This is a genomic window from Apilactobacillus sp. EABW-1NA (assembly GCF_030398685.1).
GTDB lineage: Bacteria > Bacillota > Bacilli > Lactobacillales > Lactobacillaceae > Apilactobacillus > Apilactobacillus waqarii.
In genome coordinates, this window is the sequence record NZ_JAPDKO010000012.1 from 1 (window position 1) to 16260 (window position 16260).

Genomic DNA, 16260 nt, shown 5'->3' on the forward strand with positions numbered 1-16260 from the left:
TAGCTCTTCTGAATAAATTGTTATTTTATAAGCGAATTGACTTCGCAATGTTTAATTCTTACAACCAAGTTGTAAGTTCCTTACACATCATCGATTATCAATCTTGTTCAGTTTTCAAAGATCTACCATTTATATGTCTAAATTACGACTTCTTAATTATATCAAAGCTGTGAAACAATGTCAACAACTTTTTTTCAAGCAATCAAATTTATTAACGTTATCTCTTAACGACAACAATAAATATTATGCCATGTAACCGTTGTTATGTCAACAACTTTTTATATTTATTTTTTCGAGCTGTTCGTCTTTCAAACAACATTTAATATACTATCAAGTTTGTGGAACATCGTCAACCACTTTCAACAAAAAAAGCGTAAAGAATTGAAATTAATCAATTCTCTACGCTTAGTTGTAGATCTTAGTCTTGTTCTGAGTTGTCTTCTGGTCTCATTGTTGGGAATAGTAGGACATCTCTGATTGATTCAGCGTCAGTTAATAACATAACTAGACGGTCAATACCGATACCTAGTCCCCCTGTTGGTGGCATACCGTATTCTAGAGCTTCAACGTAGTCTAAGTCGACTGGTTGTGCTTCATCGTTACCATTAGCCTTTTCAGCAGCTTGAGCTTGGAATCTTTCCTTTTGATCGATTGGATCATTTAGTTCAGAGAATGCGTTAGCATATTCCATACCTTCAACATATAGTTCAAAACGGTCAGTAAATCTTGGATCATCAGCGTTCTTCTTAGCTAATGGTGAGATTTCTACTGGGTGACCGTAGATAAATGTTGGGTTCTTAATTTCTGGTTGAACCTTTTCTTCGAAGAATTCGTTGATAATGTGGCCAACAGTCCAGAAATCTTGGTATTCAATGTTGTTCTTGTCAGCAAGTTTTCTAGCTTCTTCTAGACTCATTTCTTTCCAGAAATCAATTCCAGTAAATTCTTTGATTGCGTCTACCATGTGTAAACGTTCGAATGGCTTGTTAAAGTCTACTTCTTCACCACGGTAGTTAATAATACCGTTGTCAGTAACAACCTTAGCAGCTGCCTTGAAAATACCTTCAGTTTCATCCATGACATCATGGAAGTCGAAGTATGCAATGTATGATTCTAATTCAGTAAATTCTGGGTTATGGTTTTGATCCATACCTTCATTTCTAAATACACGACCGATTTCGTATACACGTTCCATACCACCAACGATTAAACGTTTTAAGTGTAGTTCTAGTGCGATACGTAGGTATAAGTCGATGTCTAATGCATTGTGGTGAGTAATAAATGGACGTGCACTAGCACCACCAGCTTGGTTGTGTAGTACAGGTGTTTCTACTTCAGTACAATCCATTTCGTTGTCAAGGTAGTTTCTGATTGCAGAAATAATCTTGCTACGTTTTTGGAAACGGTCAAAACTATCACGGTTTGAAATCAAATCAAGATATCTTTGACGGTATTTTTGTTCCTTGTTTTGTAGACCATGGTACTTGTCTGGCAATGGACGCAAAGCCTTTGATAAGAAAGTTACATGAGTAGCCTTAACAGTTAATTCACCCATGTCTGTCTTAATTAGTTCACCTTCGATACCTAAGTGGTCACCTAAGTCGGCACGCTTGAAGAAATGGTAGTTGTCTTCACCTACTTCATCTTTTCTTACGTATAGTTGAATTCTACCGGTACGATCTTGTAAATCACCAAAACCTACCTTACCTTTTCCACGTTTTGCAACCATACGTCCAGCGATAACAACTTTTAGATTTTCTTCCTCTAGTTCTTCTTTAGTACTATCGTTGTACTTATCGTGTAATTGTTTAGCTAAATGAGTACGTTCAAAACGGCTACCGAATGGGTCGACCCCTTCTTCTCGTAATTCATTCATCTTTTGGCGACGAACTCGCAATTGGTCATTCATTTGCTTTTCTTGTGCCACAGTAAAACCTCCATCAGAATAAATTATTTTATATTAACATAATACCATAAAATAATTTAAAAAATTACATTTCACTTAAATCTGCATTTTTTGCTGCTCTTTTATGAGTCTTTTCAAGGAAATTGTCGAAAATATCATCCATTTCTTCTTCAGTCTCTGCATTATTTAAAGCTACCTTAGCTCTAGCTGAGTGAGAAATTCCCTTTAGGTAGTAAGCAGCTTGGCCTCTAAATTCACGAGGACCAGTAAATTCACCTTTAACACCAACTAAACGGTGTAGATGTTCCTTAGCAGTTGCAATCTTTTCATCAACTGTAGGTTCCTTCAATAGTTCACCAGTTTCTAGGTAGTGTCTGGTTTGTTGTAGCATCCATGGGTTACCTTCAGCGGCACGACCAATCATTACGGCGTCTGCTCCAACTTCGTCTAACATCTTCTTAGCTTCTTGAGGAGTTCTAACGTCCCCATTACCCATAAATGGAATTGTTAAAGCATCAGCAACTTGTTTTAAAACATCCCAGTCAGCGCTACCAGTGTACATTTGTTTTCTAGTTCTACCGTGCATTGCAATCGCTGAAGCACCGGCTTTTTCTGCCATCAATGCATTTTGAACTGCGTATACGTGGTCTTCATCCCATCCAGTTCTCATCTTAACAGTAACTGGTTTCTTAACAGCGTCAGTAACGTATGAAACCATTTCGTATACCTTGTTAGGATCCAATAGCCATTTTGAACCGGCATCAGTCTTAATAACCTTGTTTACAGGACAACCCATGTTGATATCAATGATATCGGCATCAGTTTCTTGGTCGATAAACTTAGCCCCTTCGACAAGGGTTTCCTTAGTACCACCAAAAATTTGAATACTCATTGGGTGTTCCTTTGGATCAATATCCAACATACTTAGAGTCTTCTTGTTCTTGTGCATTAAACCACGATCAGAAATCATTTCACAAACAACAAGTCCAGCTCCTGATTCTTTACAAATCATTCTAAAAGCAGTGTTAGTAACCCCAGCCATTGGAGCAACAACTACTTGATTGGGGATTGTAACATCTCCGATTTTCCATTCCATTTATATTCACCTCAATATTAAACACGTTTAGCATGATAAATATCATATCACACTAAAATTAAAACTGCATACTTACTATTCTTTTGAATCTGAATTATCAGACAACAACGCTCTCAAGTCGTCTTCGCTGTAGTTATATTCGGTTTCACAGAAGTTACAGATAACCTTTGCTCCATGATCTTCATCAATCATGGCTTGGATTTCCTTATCGTTTAAACCGGCAATCTTTTCACCGAACTTTTCTTTTGAACAGTCACACTTAAATTCTACAGGCATGTTTTGTAGGATATCGATGTTATCTTCACCAAAGATTAGTTTCAAGATGTCTTCTGGTTTTTGTTTTGATAGGAATAGTTCTGAAATCATTGGAATTGACTTCAAACGTTCTTCTAGTTTGCTAATTGCATCATCTGATGCGCCAGGTAATACTTGAATCAAGTATCCACCGGCAGCACCAATGGTTCCATCTTCATTTACATATACAGATACACCAACAGCTGATGGAATTTGTTCTGATTGCGCTAGGTAGAAAGTAAAGTCATCTCCAATTTCACCTGAAACTAGTTGAACGTTACTTACGTATGGTTCATCGCCACCTAGATTCTTCATTACTTCTAAGCTACCTTGTCCAACGGCACCACCAACATCTAGTTTGTGGTGTTTGTTTAATGGTAAATCAACGTGTGGGTTGTGAATGTATCCCTTAACGTGACCATTTGCATCGACGTCAACCAAGACTGGGCCGGCAGGGCCATCACCCAATACCTTCACAGTCATTGTTTCCTTACCCTTTAATACTGATGTAGCTAATAATAAACTAGCTACCAATGAACGACCTAATACCGCTGAAGATACAGGCCATGTTCTATGATCCTTTTGTGCTTCGTCAACTACGCCAGTAGCTTCCATTGCGTATGCTCTAAACATACCGTCTTTAGTGACACTCTTTGTTAAATAGTCTGCCATTTTTTATTCCTCCATAATCACCTAAAAAAGCGTGAGTCAAATAAATTCAACCCACGCTCTATTAGTTAGTCTTCATCATTATCTTGATGTTGATTTTCTTTTTGTTCTAGTTGTTCTTTGCTTTCTTCAAAAGAAGCATCTTCGTTATCATTTGAAGTGTTTTCTTCTGGCATCTTACCAGTACGGTATAAACTCAAGATTTCCTTTTCGTCTAATGTTTCGTACTTAAGCAATGCGTCAGCGATTACCTTATGTTGTTCACGGTGTTGTTCAATAATGTCATGAGCTTGACCATGAGCTTCATCAATTAATCTTCTTACTTCTTCATCGATAACAGAAGCAGTCTTTTCAGAATATCTTCTTGCGTATGGGTCATCGTTTGGACTTTCCAATTGAACAGTTCCTAGCTTTTCACTCATACCATATTGAGTAACCATAGCACGAGCTAAGTTAGTAGCTTGTTCGAAATCATTAGAAGCACCTGAAGACAATGAATCGAAGATAATTTCTTCGGCAGTTCTACCACCCATTAGACCAGCAAGTTGTTCCATTGCGTTCTTCTTAGATAGCAATTGTTGATCTTCTCTTGGAAGCATAATTGCGTATCCGCCAGCACGTCCACGAGGAACGATAGTTACCTTGTGAACTACACGAGCATCGTTTAGAACTAAACCAACAATTGTGTGACCAGCTTCGTGGTTGGCAACAATGTTTTGTTCTTTTTGACTAACAACTTTATCTTTCTTAGCTGGACCAGCAATTACACGGTCTTCAGCTTCATCCAATTCTGATGGACCAATTTCAGACTTGTTTCTTCTAGCAGCTAATAAAGCAGCTTCGTTTAACAAGTTAGCTAAATCGGCACCAACAAAACCTGGAGTTTGTTTAGCAATTTCATGCAAGTCAACGTTATCAGCGATTGGCTTGTTCTTAGCATGTACCTTTAAGATTGCTTCTCTACCCTTAACGTCAGGTCTACCAACTAGTACCTTACGGTCAAAACGACCTGGACGAGTCAAGGCAGGATCCAATACGTCAGCACGGTTAGTTGCGGCAATTACGATAACACCATCATTACCTGAGAAACCATCCATTTCAACCAATAGTTGGTTCAATGTTTGTTCTCTTTCATCATGGCCACCGCCCATGCCATTACCACGTTTTCTACCAACAGCATCAATTTCATCAATGAAGATGATTGCTGGAGCTTCTTTTTTAGCCTGTGTGAATAAGTCACGAACACGACTAGCACCAACCCCAACAAACATTTCAACGAAATCAGAACCTGAAATTGAGTAGAATGGAACGCCAGCTTCACCAGATACGGCTTTAGCTAATAAAGTTTTACCAGTTCCTGGAGGTCCTTCTAATAGGACACCATGAGGAATCTTAGCACCTAACTTGGTGAACTTCTTTGGATCCTTTAAGAATTCAACGATTTCAACAAGTTCTTGCTTTTCTTCTTCTTCACCAGCAACGTCTGTGAAACGAACATCACTCTTGGTTGGTTTAGCCTTTGACTTGCCAACACCCATGATGCCGCCCTTGCTACCATTCTTACCACCCATTTGGTTCATCATAACGAAGAAGAAAATGATGATAATTAGCATTGGTAGTAATGAGAAGATTAGGTTTGACCAGAAACCTCCGTCAGTATCGGCAGCCTTGGCACCCATCTTAACGTTATTCTTCTTAGCGTAGTTTGTAATTTCATTAATAGTACCGTTGTTCTTCAAAACCTTAGTCTTGAATGATGAAACCTTAGTTTCACTCTTGGTATTACTGAATAAAATGCTACCAGAATTGTTTGATTTAACGCTTTGGGCCTTTCTGTATTCACCAGAAACAGTGTAAACACCGTTTTCTGGTTGAATTGAAAAGCTCTTAATTTTGTTATCTTTTAGTTCTTGAACAAACTGACTAGATTGTAATTCTTTGTTTTGAGGTTGACCGTTCTTTGATGTGACAAAGAAAGTAACTCCCAAGACAATCAAGAAGCACACTATGTAGAACAGGCTGTTCTTGAATAATCCTTTATTATTGTTATTACGCATCAATTGCCTCCTGTGTTCAATGCTTGTTTATGTATTAAAAATAACATGGTGAGACCCGCCAATTTTTCAATACATTACACGAAGCATATATTATCATTTTTCAGAAGAATTAACCATTTATTTGTCTGAATAAACCTCTGGTTTTAATACTCCAACATATGGAAGGTTACGGTACTTACCTTGGTAATCTAAACCATATCCAACTACGAATTCATTTGGTACTTCTAGACCAACGTAATCGGCTTTGGCTTCGACTACTCTTCCTTCAGGCTTGTCCATTAAAGTACATACCTTAATTGATTTAGCACCGCGTTCAGCTAATAGGTCTTCTAAATATTTCAATGTTCTACCAGTATCGATAATATCTTCAATGAAAATAACATCCCTACCGTTAACATCCACATCAATATCTTTCATTAATTCAATGGTTCCGCTTGATGCAGTACCTCCATGGTAGCTTGAAACGTCAATAAAATCGATGTCCATGTATAGGTCCATTTCTCTGACAATATCTGTCATGAAGAAAATAGCACCTTTCAATACACCAACTACCACTGGTTTTCTGTCTTTGTAATCAGTTGTAATTTGTTGACCTAATCTGCGACAAGCGTCTGTGATGTCTTCCTTACTGTATAAGGTTTTTAGAATGTCGTTGTTCATTAGTTTCTCCTTCCACATACTTTATTTAATGATTAATGTATAAACTCTAGCGTTAGAGTTATCGATAGATACAGATTCACTGTAGCCTAAAACTGCTAATAGCCTTCCCTGATCAGTCATCAAACTCTTGGCAGATTGCCTCTTATCAACAGGTATCTTCTTGTTAATAAACAGTCGCCTAGCCGTTTGATGGCCACCATTTTTAAGCGTTATTCTATCACGATTTTGCGTCTTTTGTACAATCAATGGGAATTCTGAATCCAAAAGATTAAAACGAGAAACCCTTCTTGCTTCATCATCTGAAACATTGGAATTATCCGTAATCATCCACCGGATATCATCTTCGAAATACCATTTATTCAATGTTACCACAAAATAATCGTTTTTAAATCCAGTTATTTGGTTTCGGTTGATATTTTCGATTAAAAATTTGTCATATTCCTTTTTTATGCTCAAATTGTTCGATAACTCAACAACACCCTGTGGCTTTTCATCATTATTAAGTAGTGAAGTTACCTGATTAACAATGTCGACATTTAAACCATCTACCACCTCTTGATCAACTAGATAATCAATTAATCCGGTTTGAACGTATTTGGGCAGCTTCAAGAATTCACCCAGCTCAAAAGAGCTTGTATCTATGCTGATATCTTTTACTAACTTCTCAAAGAAGAAATCATTTTGTTGCTTCATTGAGTTCAGTTGGTGTGAGAAGTCATTAATGTGTTCAATCCCACGTTTGTTTTCTGATTCGATAAATGGAATCAAACGATGTCTAATTCGGTTTCTAGTGACATCTAGTTTTTGATTCGTGTCATCTTCATACCATTTAATGGATAAGGTTTGCATGTATTGCGTTAGTTCTTGTTTGCTAAAACCCAGCAGTGGACGAATCAAGCAACCATCATTAAACTTACGACTTTCCTTAATCCCGACTAGGTCCTTTACAAACGATCCACGAATTAATCGCATCAAAACCGTCTCAGCTTGGTCATTGGCATGATGTGCTGTTAATAATATACGTGAATTATTGTCTTTAACGACCTTTGAAAAGAAGTCATACCTATATTTTCTAGCTGCCATCTCAATTCCATTACTTGGATGGAACTGTTCTTCCCAGTTACCAACTTCAATTTTGACGTTATGACTTTGACAGAAGTCTCTGATATACCGTTCTTCCTCGGCGCTTTGTACTCTTAGGTGGTGGTTAACGTGAGCAACGATAATTTCTGGGCGATTCTTCTTTGGCAAGTTCATCATTAGGTTAAGCAATGCCATTGAATCAACGCCAGCGGATACCGCGACAACCACAGAGTCTGACTCATTAAACCAATTCTTACTCTCAATCAATCGATTAAATTTTTGCTGGGTCATATTTTGTTCCGGCATTAATACCGTCCCCTTTTAGTCTCTTTTTTGGTAAAAATAAAATGATTAAGGTAATCTACCCCAATCATTTTTTATTTGGTTAACTACGGCGACCGCCACGGCCTCCACGCTTACCTTCAGTATTTTTCTTGATTGTAGCTAGTCTGCTTTCACTTTCCTTTAGGAAACTGTCCATTAAGTCATCAAAACTAGCCTTGTTATTTTTATGGTTATCATTGTGATGACGGTTATCACCAAACTTACCATGATTTGAATGTCCATGGGCCATCTTTGGTTGTTCTCTTCTTTGTGGTTCGGCAGGCTTATCAACTGCTTTTCTGATTGATAAAGCAATCTTACCATCGTCACCAACACTTAGAATCTTAACTTTAACGTCATCGCCAACTTTTAATACATCTTTGATATCTTTGATATAGCCATCAGAAATTTCACTAATGTGAACCAATCCTGTTTTGTGTTCGCCTAGATCAACAAAAGCACCAAAATTAGTGATTCCTGATACTTTGCCGGAAACTTTTGCTCCAACTTCAATTGCCATAAAAAAATTTGTCCTCCTAATAATGATTAGTAACTTTAGTATAGCACCATTTAAATGATAATTGTATAAAAAAAATGGTATTTTTTCATACCATTTTAATTTTGAGTTACATCCTTTGAAACATCCCCTGGAAGGCTGTAAACAGTCTCTCCCGGCTTGGTGTAGTAATATTTTTCACGAATTACTTTTTGGATATAGTCCTTATCGTGTAACTGCTTAATATTTTGTTTTAGCTTTTGATTATCAATTTTACTTTTCTTAAGTTCCTTCTTGGTTTGAACCTGTTGTTCAGAAACGTTGCTAATCTTAGATTTAGTTATAAAGATTTGCGCAACCAACATTAAGATAACAACGAGGAAAAAGCTTACCAGGATAATTCCACGTTTTTTTCGACTGCGTAAAATTTCTTGATGTCGAGATCGCTTGATCTTCGTGTATTGATTATTCAATTGATGAACCTTATCAACATCCATGGTATCCCCTCCTCAATTTGCTACTTAATAGTATAGATGATTCTTAAAAAAAATAAATAGATAATTAATTTTGTAACTAAATTTTAATTATTCAGCGTTGAAATCTCTTTCGTATTGTTCATCCAAAACGGTGTACATTCTATCTGCATCAGCCTTTTTGGTGGTTTCAAACAATTGGTTAACTTGAATGGTTAGGGTCTTGTTACCAAACTTAATCACTAACTTATCATTTGAATTAACATTTGATGATGATTTTGCCACACGGTCGTTAATGGTAATACGACCTTGATCAGCAATATCCTTTGCTACCGTTCTTCTCTTGATAATTCTTGAAATCTTTAAAAACTTGTCTAGTCTCATTTCGACATCCACCTATCTATAAACTTATTTACTACTGGCACTGATTGCCATTCTTGATATGTTAATAGTTTCCATTTAATCGCTAAGACACCAAAGACGGCTGCACCGATTGGAACTAAGAAACATAGTGAGATGATGGCACTCAATCTTTGACTGTGAACCAAATGAATTGATCCAAATAGGTTCATCAAAATCATTTCAATGACCAACATCACTATAGCAATCACAGTTAACTTCCATAAGAAGCTCCACTTGTTTTCAATTTTAACGATGTCAATTGGTGCAAACTTCACTTCCACGATTAGCATTAATAGCAAACTAATCACAGTGGAAATGCTTGCACCGGCGATTCCCATGTGGGCAACCATTTCCTTGGTAATCAATATCTTAGCTGCTAACCCTAATATAATCGCGATAATGGTAATTTTAAAGTGATTTGCACTTTGCAAAATACTACTATAAATCGTAATCATCGTTGTTAGAACCACACTAATCATAAAGATACTAATTGTGGTGTTTTGTTGACCACTGTTAAATAGCAAACGATTAATTAGTGGCATCAAACTAATCATCCCTACTGCCACTCCGACGGTCATAAACATGCTAACCCTAAGCATTTCGGATGCTAGGTTATGAAACGACTTCATTTGTTTCTTGGAATAGGCCAAACTTAATGATGGCAAGATAGCAGAAGCAAATGATGTCGCAATTACCAAACCTAATTGAACTAGTGGCTGGCCACGATCATAGATTCCCTTGACCGCCTGTGAATCAATCAAGTTCAATCCGTTTAATAACAATCCTTTACGGACGGTAAACGAATCAACTAGTTGCATTAAGACCATTAGCGATGAAAGCATGCAGATTGTGCCACCTTCAAACAATAATCGTTTCAACAATGATTGATACGACATTACCTTTTGACTCGGTAGTCGCTTAATATCCACCGCGTAGTAGCGAATTAAGATAGCCACCGAGAAAATCTCAGCAACTGGCGTTGCCACCATTGAATACGTTCCAATTGTATATGGATCCACGTGGTGTCTAACCCCAACGTATGCAGCAGCAATGATTAACCCAACTCGAATCACTTGTTCTACAACTTGTGAATAAGCGGTTGGTTTCATAATCAATGTTGCCTGGAAGTAACCTCTTAAACATGCCAAGATTGGCATCATTAAAAACATCCAGCTGACTGCACGAATTAAACTATCTAATCTGATGTCACCCATTAGAGCAGCAATCGATGTTGCCTTAATCTGGCAGATGATAAATATCAACCCACCAAAGATTGAAAGCACGATAAATAGCTGCCTTAGAAGTCCTTTTTTCTGCAATGTTGTTTCCTGCTCAGCGATAACACGTGAAATAATTATTGGCATCCCACTTAAAGCTAATACCATTCCAATTCCATAGATTGGATAAACCTGTTGGAAAACGTAGAATCCAATGTTTCCCACTAAGTTTTGAAATGGCACACGGTAAACGGCACTTAGTACCTTACTAATCAAAGAAGCGATTGATAAAATCATCGCACCCTTCATTATCACTGATAGCTTATTGTCATTTTTCATTTGTTAAACTTCCTGTATGTTCTTTATCTAATGCTTCGACAAACTTACTCAATTCACCTAACCACTTTTGTTCATCCATATTAGGTTGAATGATTAAGGTAATTTGCATCTTGTTGTTAGCAGTACCAACCATTGATCTAAACTCTGTTTGCGCAATTGCCTTTAGCACTTGCTTGCTGTCATAGAATTGAGTTCCAATCGTTGATAGAGTGACTGTAATTTGTTTTGGTGTTTGCCTAATCTTTTCAATTAACGATGAGTCGGCATACATCTTGATGCGACTGATTGTTAATAGGTTTTCAACCGCAGTTGGATAATCACCGAAACGGTCAATTAAATCAGACTGTAGTTCACGATATTGATCGTCGTTTTGCATTTGTCTAATTCGCTTGTATAATTCGATCTTTTGTTTTTCATCTTGAATATATTCGCTAGGCAAGTATGCTTCAATGTCCATTTCGACGGTTGTATCAACTCGTTGTTCGGCACGACGACCACGCTTAGTTGCAACGGCATCGGCTAACATTTGAGTATACATATCATAACCAACCGAATCGACGAATCCTGATTGTTGCTTACCTAATAGGTTCCCGGCACCACGAAGTGATAAGTCACGCATGGCAATCTTGAAACCAGAACCCAGTTCGGTAAAGTCCCTGATAGCTTCCAAACGGTTTTCTGAAACTTCGGTCAACACTTTGTTTGGTTTATACATAAAGTACGCATAAGCGACACGGTTAGAACGACCGATTCGTCCACGAATTTGATACAACTGGGATAGTCCCATGTGATCGGCATCTTCGACAAACAACGTATTGGCGTTTGGAATGTCGACCCCAGTTTCGATGATTGTTGTGGTTACTAACACATCGTATTCACCGTTAACAAAATCATAGAGAATAGTTTCCAATTGGTTTTCGGTCATTTGACCGTGAATGTAAGCAATTCTAGCATCTGGAACCAATGTTTGTAGCTTCATGACGGTGTCTTCAATGTCTGAAACACGATTATGCATGAAGAAGACTTGGCCACCACGATGCATTTCACGGGTGATTCCCTCACGAATTGCTCCTGCATTTTCTTCCATTACGTACGTTTGAATTGGGTAACGGTTTGCTGGTGGAGTTTCAATAACTGAAAGGTCACGAACTCCCATCATGGACATGTTCAAAGTTCTTGGAATTGGGGTTGCTGTTAGTGTCAAAACATCAACATTAGATTTTAATTGCTTAATCTTTTCCTTGTGTTTAACACCAAAGCGTTGTTCTTCATCGACCATCAATAATCCTAAGTCGGCGAACTTGATGTCATCAGATAGCAAACGATGAGTACCAACAACGATGTCGATTGATCCATCTAGTAAACCTTTTTTGGTTTCTTCAACCTGCTTCTTGGTTCTAAAACGAGATAGCACTGCTACTGAAACTGGGAAACCTTCAAAACGGTTCACCATTGTTTCGTAGTGTTGTTGTGCCAACACGGTAGTTGGTACCAAAAATGCCACCTGTTTACCTGCTTCGACCGCCTTAAAGGCAGCGTGCAATGCTACTTCGGTCTTACCGTAACCAACATCCCCAACTAGTAAACGATCCATTGGATGTGGTTGTTCCATATCCTTTTTAATTTCTTCAGAACTCTTCACCTGGTCAGGTGTTGGTTGGTATGGGAATGCCCCCTCAAATTCTTCTTGGTACTCGTCATCTTCTGGAAAGGCGTATCCTACCTGGTTGGAACGTTTAGCGTATAAGTCAATTAGGTCATCGGCAATATCTTCAATCTTTCCTTGAACCTTTGACTTCGTCTTTTGCCATTCACTTCCACCCAACTTGTTAACACGTGGGTGTTTGTCTTCGGATGAAACGTACTTTTGAATCAAGTTTAATTGAGTAACCGGAATGAATAACTTGGCATTCTTTTGGTAAGCAATGGTCATGTAGTCTTGGTGCTTACCATCGACTTCCATGGTCTTCATCCCTTCATACTTACCAATCCCGTGGTTAGCATGAACGACATAGTCGCCCGGTTTTAAATCAGCATAGCTCTTGATTCGTTCCGCGTTAGAAAATGTTTGACGACGTGGTCGTTTCTTGTGGACGGTCGTAAACATTTCTGATTCGGTAATTACCGCCAATTGTTTGATTGGCAATTCAAACCCATTCTTCAAGCGTTCACTGACCACTTGGACTTGATGTTCTAAAATGTTGTCACTGGTGGTTTGAACGGATTCGATTTCAAAGTCAGTCAATGTTTGCGATACCTTTTGCATTCTGGCCTTGTCCTTCACCAAAATCACAACGGTATCATCTTGTTTGTGCCATCTATCAATTTCAGTCTTCAATAATGGCATTTGACCGAAGAACTTTTGCATTGGACGAACCTTAATATCATTTAATTGGGTTAACTTAAGGTTCCCAATCCCCTTTTGGAACAATGACATTAAAATTTCTGCCTGATTAATTTTGTGGAAGTGTTCTCTAAAGTCCACGCTAAATAAATCGGTGGATGCAATTTCACCATGGTCAAACTTATCATTAGCCCATGATTGTTCTTCTTCGACTAGTTGTTGGCTGTTTTCTAAGATACGACTGTAGTCATCGAATAAAACGACACCATCATCATCCAGATAGTCAAAGATGGTCGTTTCGTTTTCATACATTGCCTTAGCATACATTATCCAATCTGGATCAATGATTCCTTCATTGGCATCATCAATCATGGTTGAAACAGCATCACTTAGGCGTTGCTTTAGTTCGTCGTTATCCAGTTTGGCTAAACGTTTATCACGTAGTTGTGTTAAATTAGCAACTGCTTGTTGTCTTTGTGCTTCGTTTAATACCATATCAGTCGCTGGTAGTACTGAGATGGTTTCAATATTTTCCAAACTTCTTTGATTAGATACGTCAAAATATCTCAATGAATCGACATCAGTATCGAATAAATCAATTCGAACTGGATATTCTGAGTTCAATGGATAAATATCGATAATTGATCCACGAAGTGAAAATTCACCTGGTGCTGCCACCATCTTTTCAGGTGTGTAGCCCATTTGAAATAGTTTGTTTCTTAATTCATCTAAATTAACTTCATCGTCGATCGAGATGGTTAAATTAGCATCAGAAAAATCTCCAGGTTCCGGCAAAATACGTTTGGTACCGGAAACAGACGTTACGATAATCTTAGGTTCATCGCTTAATAGCTTTGATAAAGCTTGCACACGAGTGGCCTTGTATTCAGGTGAACTGGTGGCAACTTCTGCGGCTAAGACTTCTTCGACTGGAAATTCTAATACATCATCTTCGGAGACAACATTTTGTAAATCTTCAACAATATCATCACATCTGGATAAAGTATCAGTAACAATCAAGAAGTTTTTCTTTGTTGAATTGAACAAAGCAGCAATCATCATTGTCTTCGCAGAACCTGATAAACCAGTCACTAACTGACGATGTTTGGGTGCTAAATCATTAACAATCTCATCATATTGTGGCAGTTGTGTGAAAAATTGACTTAATTCCAAAATAGTTATCCCCTCTAAATATTAGTTGTACTTGTTTTCTAGCTTGTTGAATTCTTCCCCATCGATAAATTCTTCTAGTGCAGAAACACTGTTGTCAATTGCTTGGTTTAATCCTGGTTTTTGGTCGTCTGTAAAGTGACCTAATACATAGTTAACGACGCTTTCCTTGGTTGGGTGGTCTGTTCCCACCTTAATACGGTTAAACTTGTCGGTGCCTAAATGAGCAATTAAACTCTTAATTCCATTGTGGCCACCGGCTGATCCATGGTTTCTCAATCTGATTTTACCGATTGGTAAATCCATATCATCATATATTACTATTAAATCGCTTAAATCTAGCTTAAAGAACTTCATTAAAGGTCCAACCGAACGACCTGATTCGTTCATAAATGTTAGTGGTTCGACTAGCATAACCTTTTCCCCGTTAATGTTAGTTGATCCAATCTTTGCTTCCATCTTTTGTGTTGATAGTTCAACGCCATGCTTGTCTGCAAACTCGTCTACTACCATAAAACCAGTGTTGTGTCTGGTTTCCTTATATTGTGGTCCAACGTTTCCTAATCCCACAATCATCTTCATAAAAAATCCGCTCCTTTTTGCGCTCAATTAATATGTAAATTATATCATAGTATGCAATTCGATATTTATCCCGTCGCTTATAGAAATATAGAAAACTATTCGTTTTTTTAGCGCTTTGTAATTACTAATTTCCAAATTAATGATATAATTCAGATGTAGATTTAAATATGTTTTTGAAGGGATGATTATTGTGGCTTTAAAACATCAAAAAGTTGTTTTAGTTGGTGACGGTGCCGTTGGTTCTTCATACGCATTTGCTATGATGCAACAAGGACTAGGCGAAGAATTCGTCATCGTTGATATTATTAGAGATCGTATCGAAGGAGACGCACTTGACTTAGAAGATGCTCAAGTATTTACTGCTCCTAAGAACATTTACGCTGGTGATTACAGTGACTGTGCAGATGCTGACTTAGTGGTTATCACTGCCGGTGCACCTCAAAAACCAGGTGAAACTAGACTAGATCTAGTTGGAAAGAATCTAAAGATTCTTTCATCAATCGTTCCTGAAGTTGTTAAGTCAGGATTTAAGGGTATTTTCTTAGTTGCTGCTAACCCAGTTGACATCTTAACTTACGGTGTTCAAAAACTTTCAGGTTGGCCAAAGGAAAAGGTTGTAGGTTCAGGTACTTCATTGGACACTACTCGTTTCCAAGTTGCTGTTGCTAAGAAGTTAGGTGTTAACCCTGCTGACATTAACGCATACATCATGGGTGAACATGGTGATTCAGAATTTGCTGCTATTGACGAAGCAACCGTTGGTTCACGTCCTCTATTAGACGTAGCTAAAGATGCTGGCGTAAGCAAAGATGACTTACTACAATTAGAAGATGAAACTAGAAACAAGGCATACACAATCATCAACAAGAAAGGTGCTACTTTCTACGGTGTTGCAACTGCCCTAATGAGAATTTCACGTGCTATCTTACGTGACGAAAACTCAGTACTACCTGTTGGTGCTCCAGTTAACGGTGAATATGGTTTAAGCGATATCTACATCGGTACTCCAGCTGTTGTTAACGCATCAGGTATTAAGCAAGTTATCGAAGTTCCTCTAAGCGATGAAGAAAAAGCTAAGATGGAAGCTTCAGGTAAGACCTTAAAGGAAACTGCCGAAAAAGGTATGGAAGCTTTAAAATAATCGATTA

Annotated in this window: 13 protein-coding genes; 1 reads left to right on the forward strand and 12 read right to left on the reverse strand. The window is 37.9% G+C overall.

Translation table 11 applies throughout. From position 1 onward, the window contains the following. Positions 1 to 418: 418 nt before the first annotated feature. The 12 genes from lysS to pth form a co-directional block, all read right to left on the reverse strand. Positions 419 to 1927: a lysine--tRNA ligase gene (gene lysS / locus OEZ61_RS04525; RefSeq protein ID WP_034532490.1), complete on the reverse strand. Its 1509-nt coding sequence runs from the start codon at positions 1925 to 1927 to the stop codon at positions 419 to 421. A 64-nt stretch (positions 1928 to 1991) separates the two neighbouring features. Next, on the reverse strand, positions 1992 to 3002 hold the full coding sequence (gene dusB, locus OEZ61_RS04530) for a tRNA dihydrouridine synthase DusB (RefSeq protein ID WP_034534372.1): 1011 nt from the start codon (positions 3000 to 3002) through the stop codon (positions 1992 to 1994). 75 nt (positions 3003 to 3077) lie between these two features. Continuing rightward, the gene (gene hslO, locus OEZ61_RS04535; RefSeq protein WP_057175592.1) at positions 3078 to 3968 is read right to left on the reverse strand and encodes an Hsp33 family molecular chaperone HslO; all 891 of its coding nucleotides are present in this window, start codon (positions 3966 to 3968) and stop codon (positions 3078 to 3080) included. Positions 3969 to 4033: 65 nt separating this feature from the next. Then, positions 4034 to 6022, reverse strand: coding sequence for an ATP-dependent zinc metalloprotease FtsH (gene ftsH / locus OEZ61_RS04540; protein WP_263500975.1), 1989 nt, complete (start codon positions 6020 to 6022; stop codon positions 4034 to 4036). Positions 6023 to 6139: 117 nt separating this feature from the next. Continuing rightward, a complete protein-coding gene (hpt, locus tag OEZ61_RS04545; RefSeq protein WP_034532486.1) occupies positions 6140 to 6682 on the reverse strand; it encodes a hypoxanthine phosphoribosyltransferase in 543 nt (180 codons plus the stop codon). Positions 6683 to 6703: 21 nt separating this feature from the next. Continuing rightward, positions 6704 to 8071 (reverse strand): tRNA lysidine(34) synthetase TilS, encoded by a 1368-nt coding sequence (gene tilS / locus OEZ61_RS04550; RefSeq protein WP_290047044.1) that lies wholly within the window; start codon positions 8069 to 8071, stop codon positions 6704 to 6706. Positions 8072 to 8150: 79 nt separating this feature from the next. Next, positions 8151 to 8609: a S1 domain-containing RNA-binding protein gene (locus OEZ61_RS04555; protein ID WP_034532485.1), complete on the reverse strand. Its 459-nt coding sequence runs from the start codon at positions 8607 to 8609 to the stop codon at positions 8151 to 8153. A 95-nt stretch (positions 8610 to 8704) separates the two neighbouring features. After that, positions 8705 to 9082, reverse strand: a complete 378-nt coding sequence (locus OEZ61_RS04560) for a septum formation initiator family protein (RefSeq protein WP_034532484.1) — start codon at positions 9080 to 9082, stop codon at positions 8705 to 8707. A gap of 87 nt (positions 9083 to 9169) precedes the next feature. Then, the gene (locus OEZ61_RS04565) at positions 9170 to 9442 is read right to left on the reverse strand and encodes an RNA-binding S4 domain-containing protein (RefSeq protein ID WP_034532483.1); all 273 of its coding nucleotides are present in this window, start codon (positions 9440 to 9442) and stop codon (positions 9170 to 9172) included. Then, complete coding sequence (locus OEZ61_RS04570; RefSeq protein ID WP_140999953.1) at positions 9439 to 11016, reverse strand: oligosaccharide flippase family protein; 1578 nt, start codon at positions 11014 to 11016, stop codon at positions 9439 to 9441. The genes OEZ61_RS04565 and OEZ61_RS04570 overlap by 4 nt, the downstream gene beginning before the upstream one ends. After that, positions 11006 to 14533: a transcription-repair coupling factor gene (mfd, locus tag OEZ61_RS04575; RefSeq protein WP_225424274.1), complete on the reverse strand. Its 3528-nt coding sequence runs from the start codon at positions 14531 to 14533 to the stop codon at positions 11006 to 11008. Before mfd ends, OEZ61_RS04570 begins: the two co-directional genes overlap by 11 nt. Positions 14534 to 14554: 21 nt before the next feature. Next, the gene (gene pth / locus OEZ61_RS04580; protein ID WP_034532481.1) at positions 14555 to 15112 is read right to left on the reverse strand and encodes an aminoacyl-tRNA hydrolase; all 558 of its coding nucleotides are present in this window, start codon (positions 15110 to 15112) and stop codon (positions 14555 to 14557) included. Positions 15113 to 15302: 190 nt separating this feature from the next. Between pth and OEZ61_RS04585 the strand changes: the two genes are divergently transcribed. Further along, positions 15303 to 16253, forward strand: coding sequence for an L-lactate dehydrogenase (locus OEZ61_RS04585; RefSeq protein WP_034532480.1), 951 nt, complete (start codon positions 15303 to 15305; stop codon positions 16251 to 16253). Positions 16254 to 16260: the final 7 nt, after the last annotated feature.

Coding starts and splice junctions, on each gene's coding strand:
- dusB (WP_034534372.1), bottom strand. CDS start 3,002: ATGGAATGGAAAATCGGAGATGTTACAATCCCCAATCAAGTAGTTGTT.
- hslO (WP_057175592.1), bottom strand. CDS start 3,968: ATGGCAGACTATTTAACAAAGAGTGTCACTAAAGACGGTATGTTTAGA.
- ftsH (WP_263500975.1), bottom strand. CDS start 6,022: ATGCGTAATAACAATAATAAAGGATTATTCAAGAACAGCCTGTTCTAC.
- hpt (WP_034532486.1), bottom strand. CDS start 6,682: ATGAACAACGACATTCTAAAAACCTTATACAGTAAGGAAGACATCACA.
- tilS (WP_290047044.1), bottom strand. CDS start 8,071: ATGCCGGAACAAAATATGACCCAGCAAAAATTTAATCGATTGATTGAG.
- OEZ61_RS04555 (WP_034532485.1), bottom strand. CDS start 8,609: ATGGCAATTGAAGTTGGAGCAAAAGTTTCCGGCAAAGTATCAGGAATC.
- OEZ61_RS04560 (WP_034532484.1), bottom strand. CDS start 9,082: ATGGATGTTGATAAGGTTCATCAATTGAATAATCAATACACGAAGATC.
- OEZ61_RS04565 (WP_034532483.1), bottom strand. CDS start 9,442: ATGAGACTAGACAAGTTTTTAAAGATTTCAAGAATTATCAAGAGAAGA.
- OEZ61_RS04570 (WP_140999953.1), bottom strand. CDS start 11,016: ATGAAAAATGACAATAAGCTATCAGTGATAATGAAGGGTGCGATGATT.
- pth (WP_034532481.1), bottom strand. CDS start 15,112: ATGAAGATGATTGTGGGATTAGGAAACGTTGGACCACAATATAAGGAA.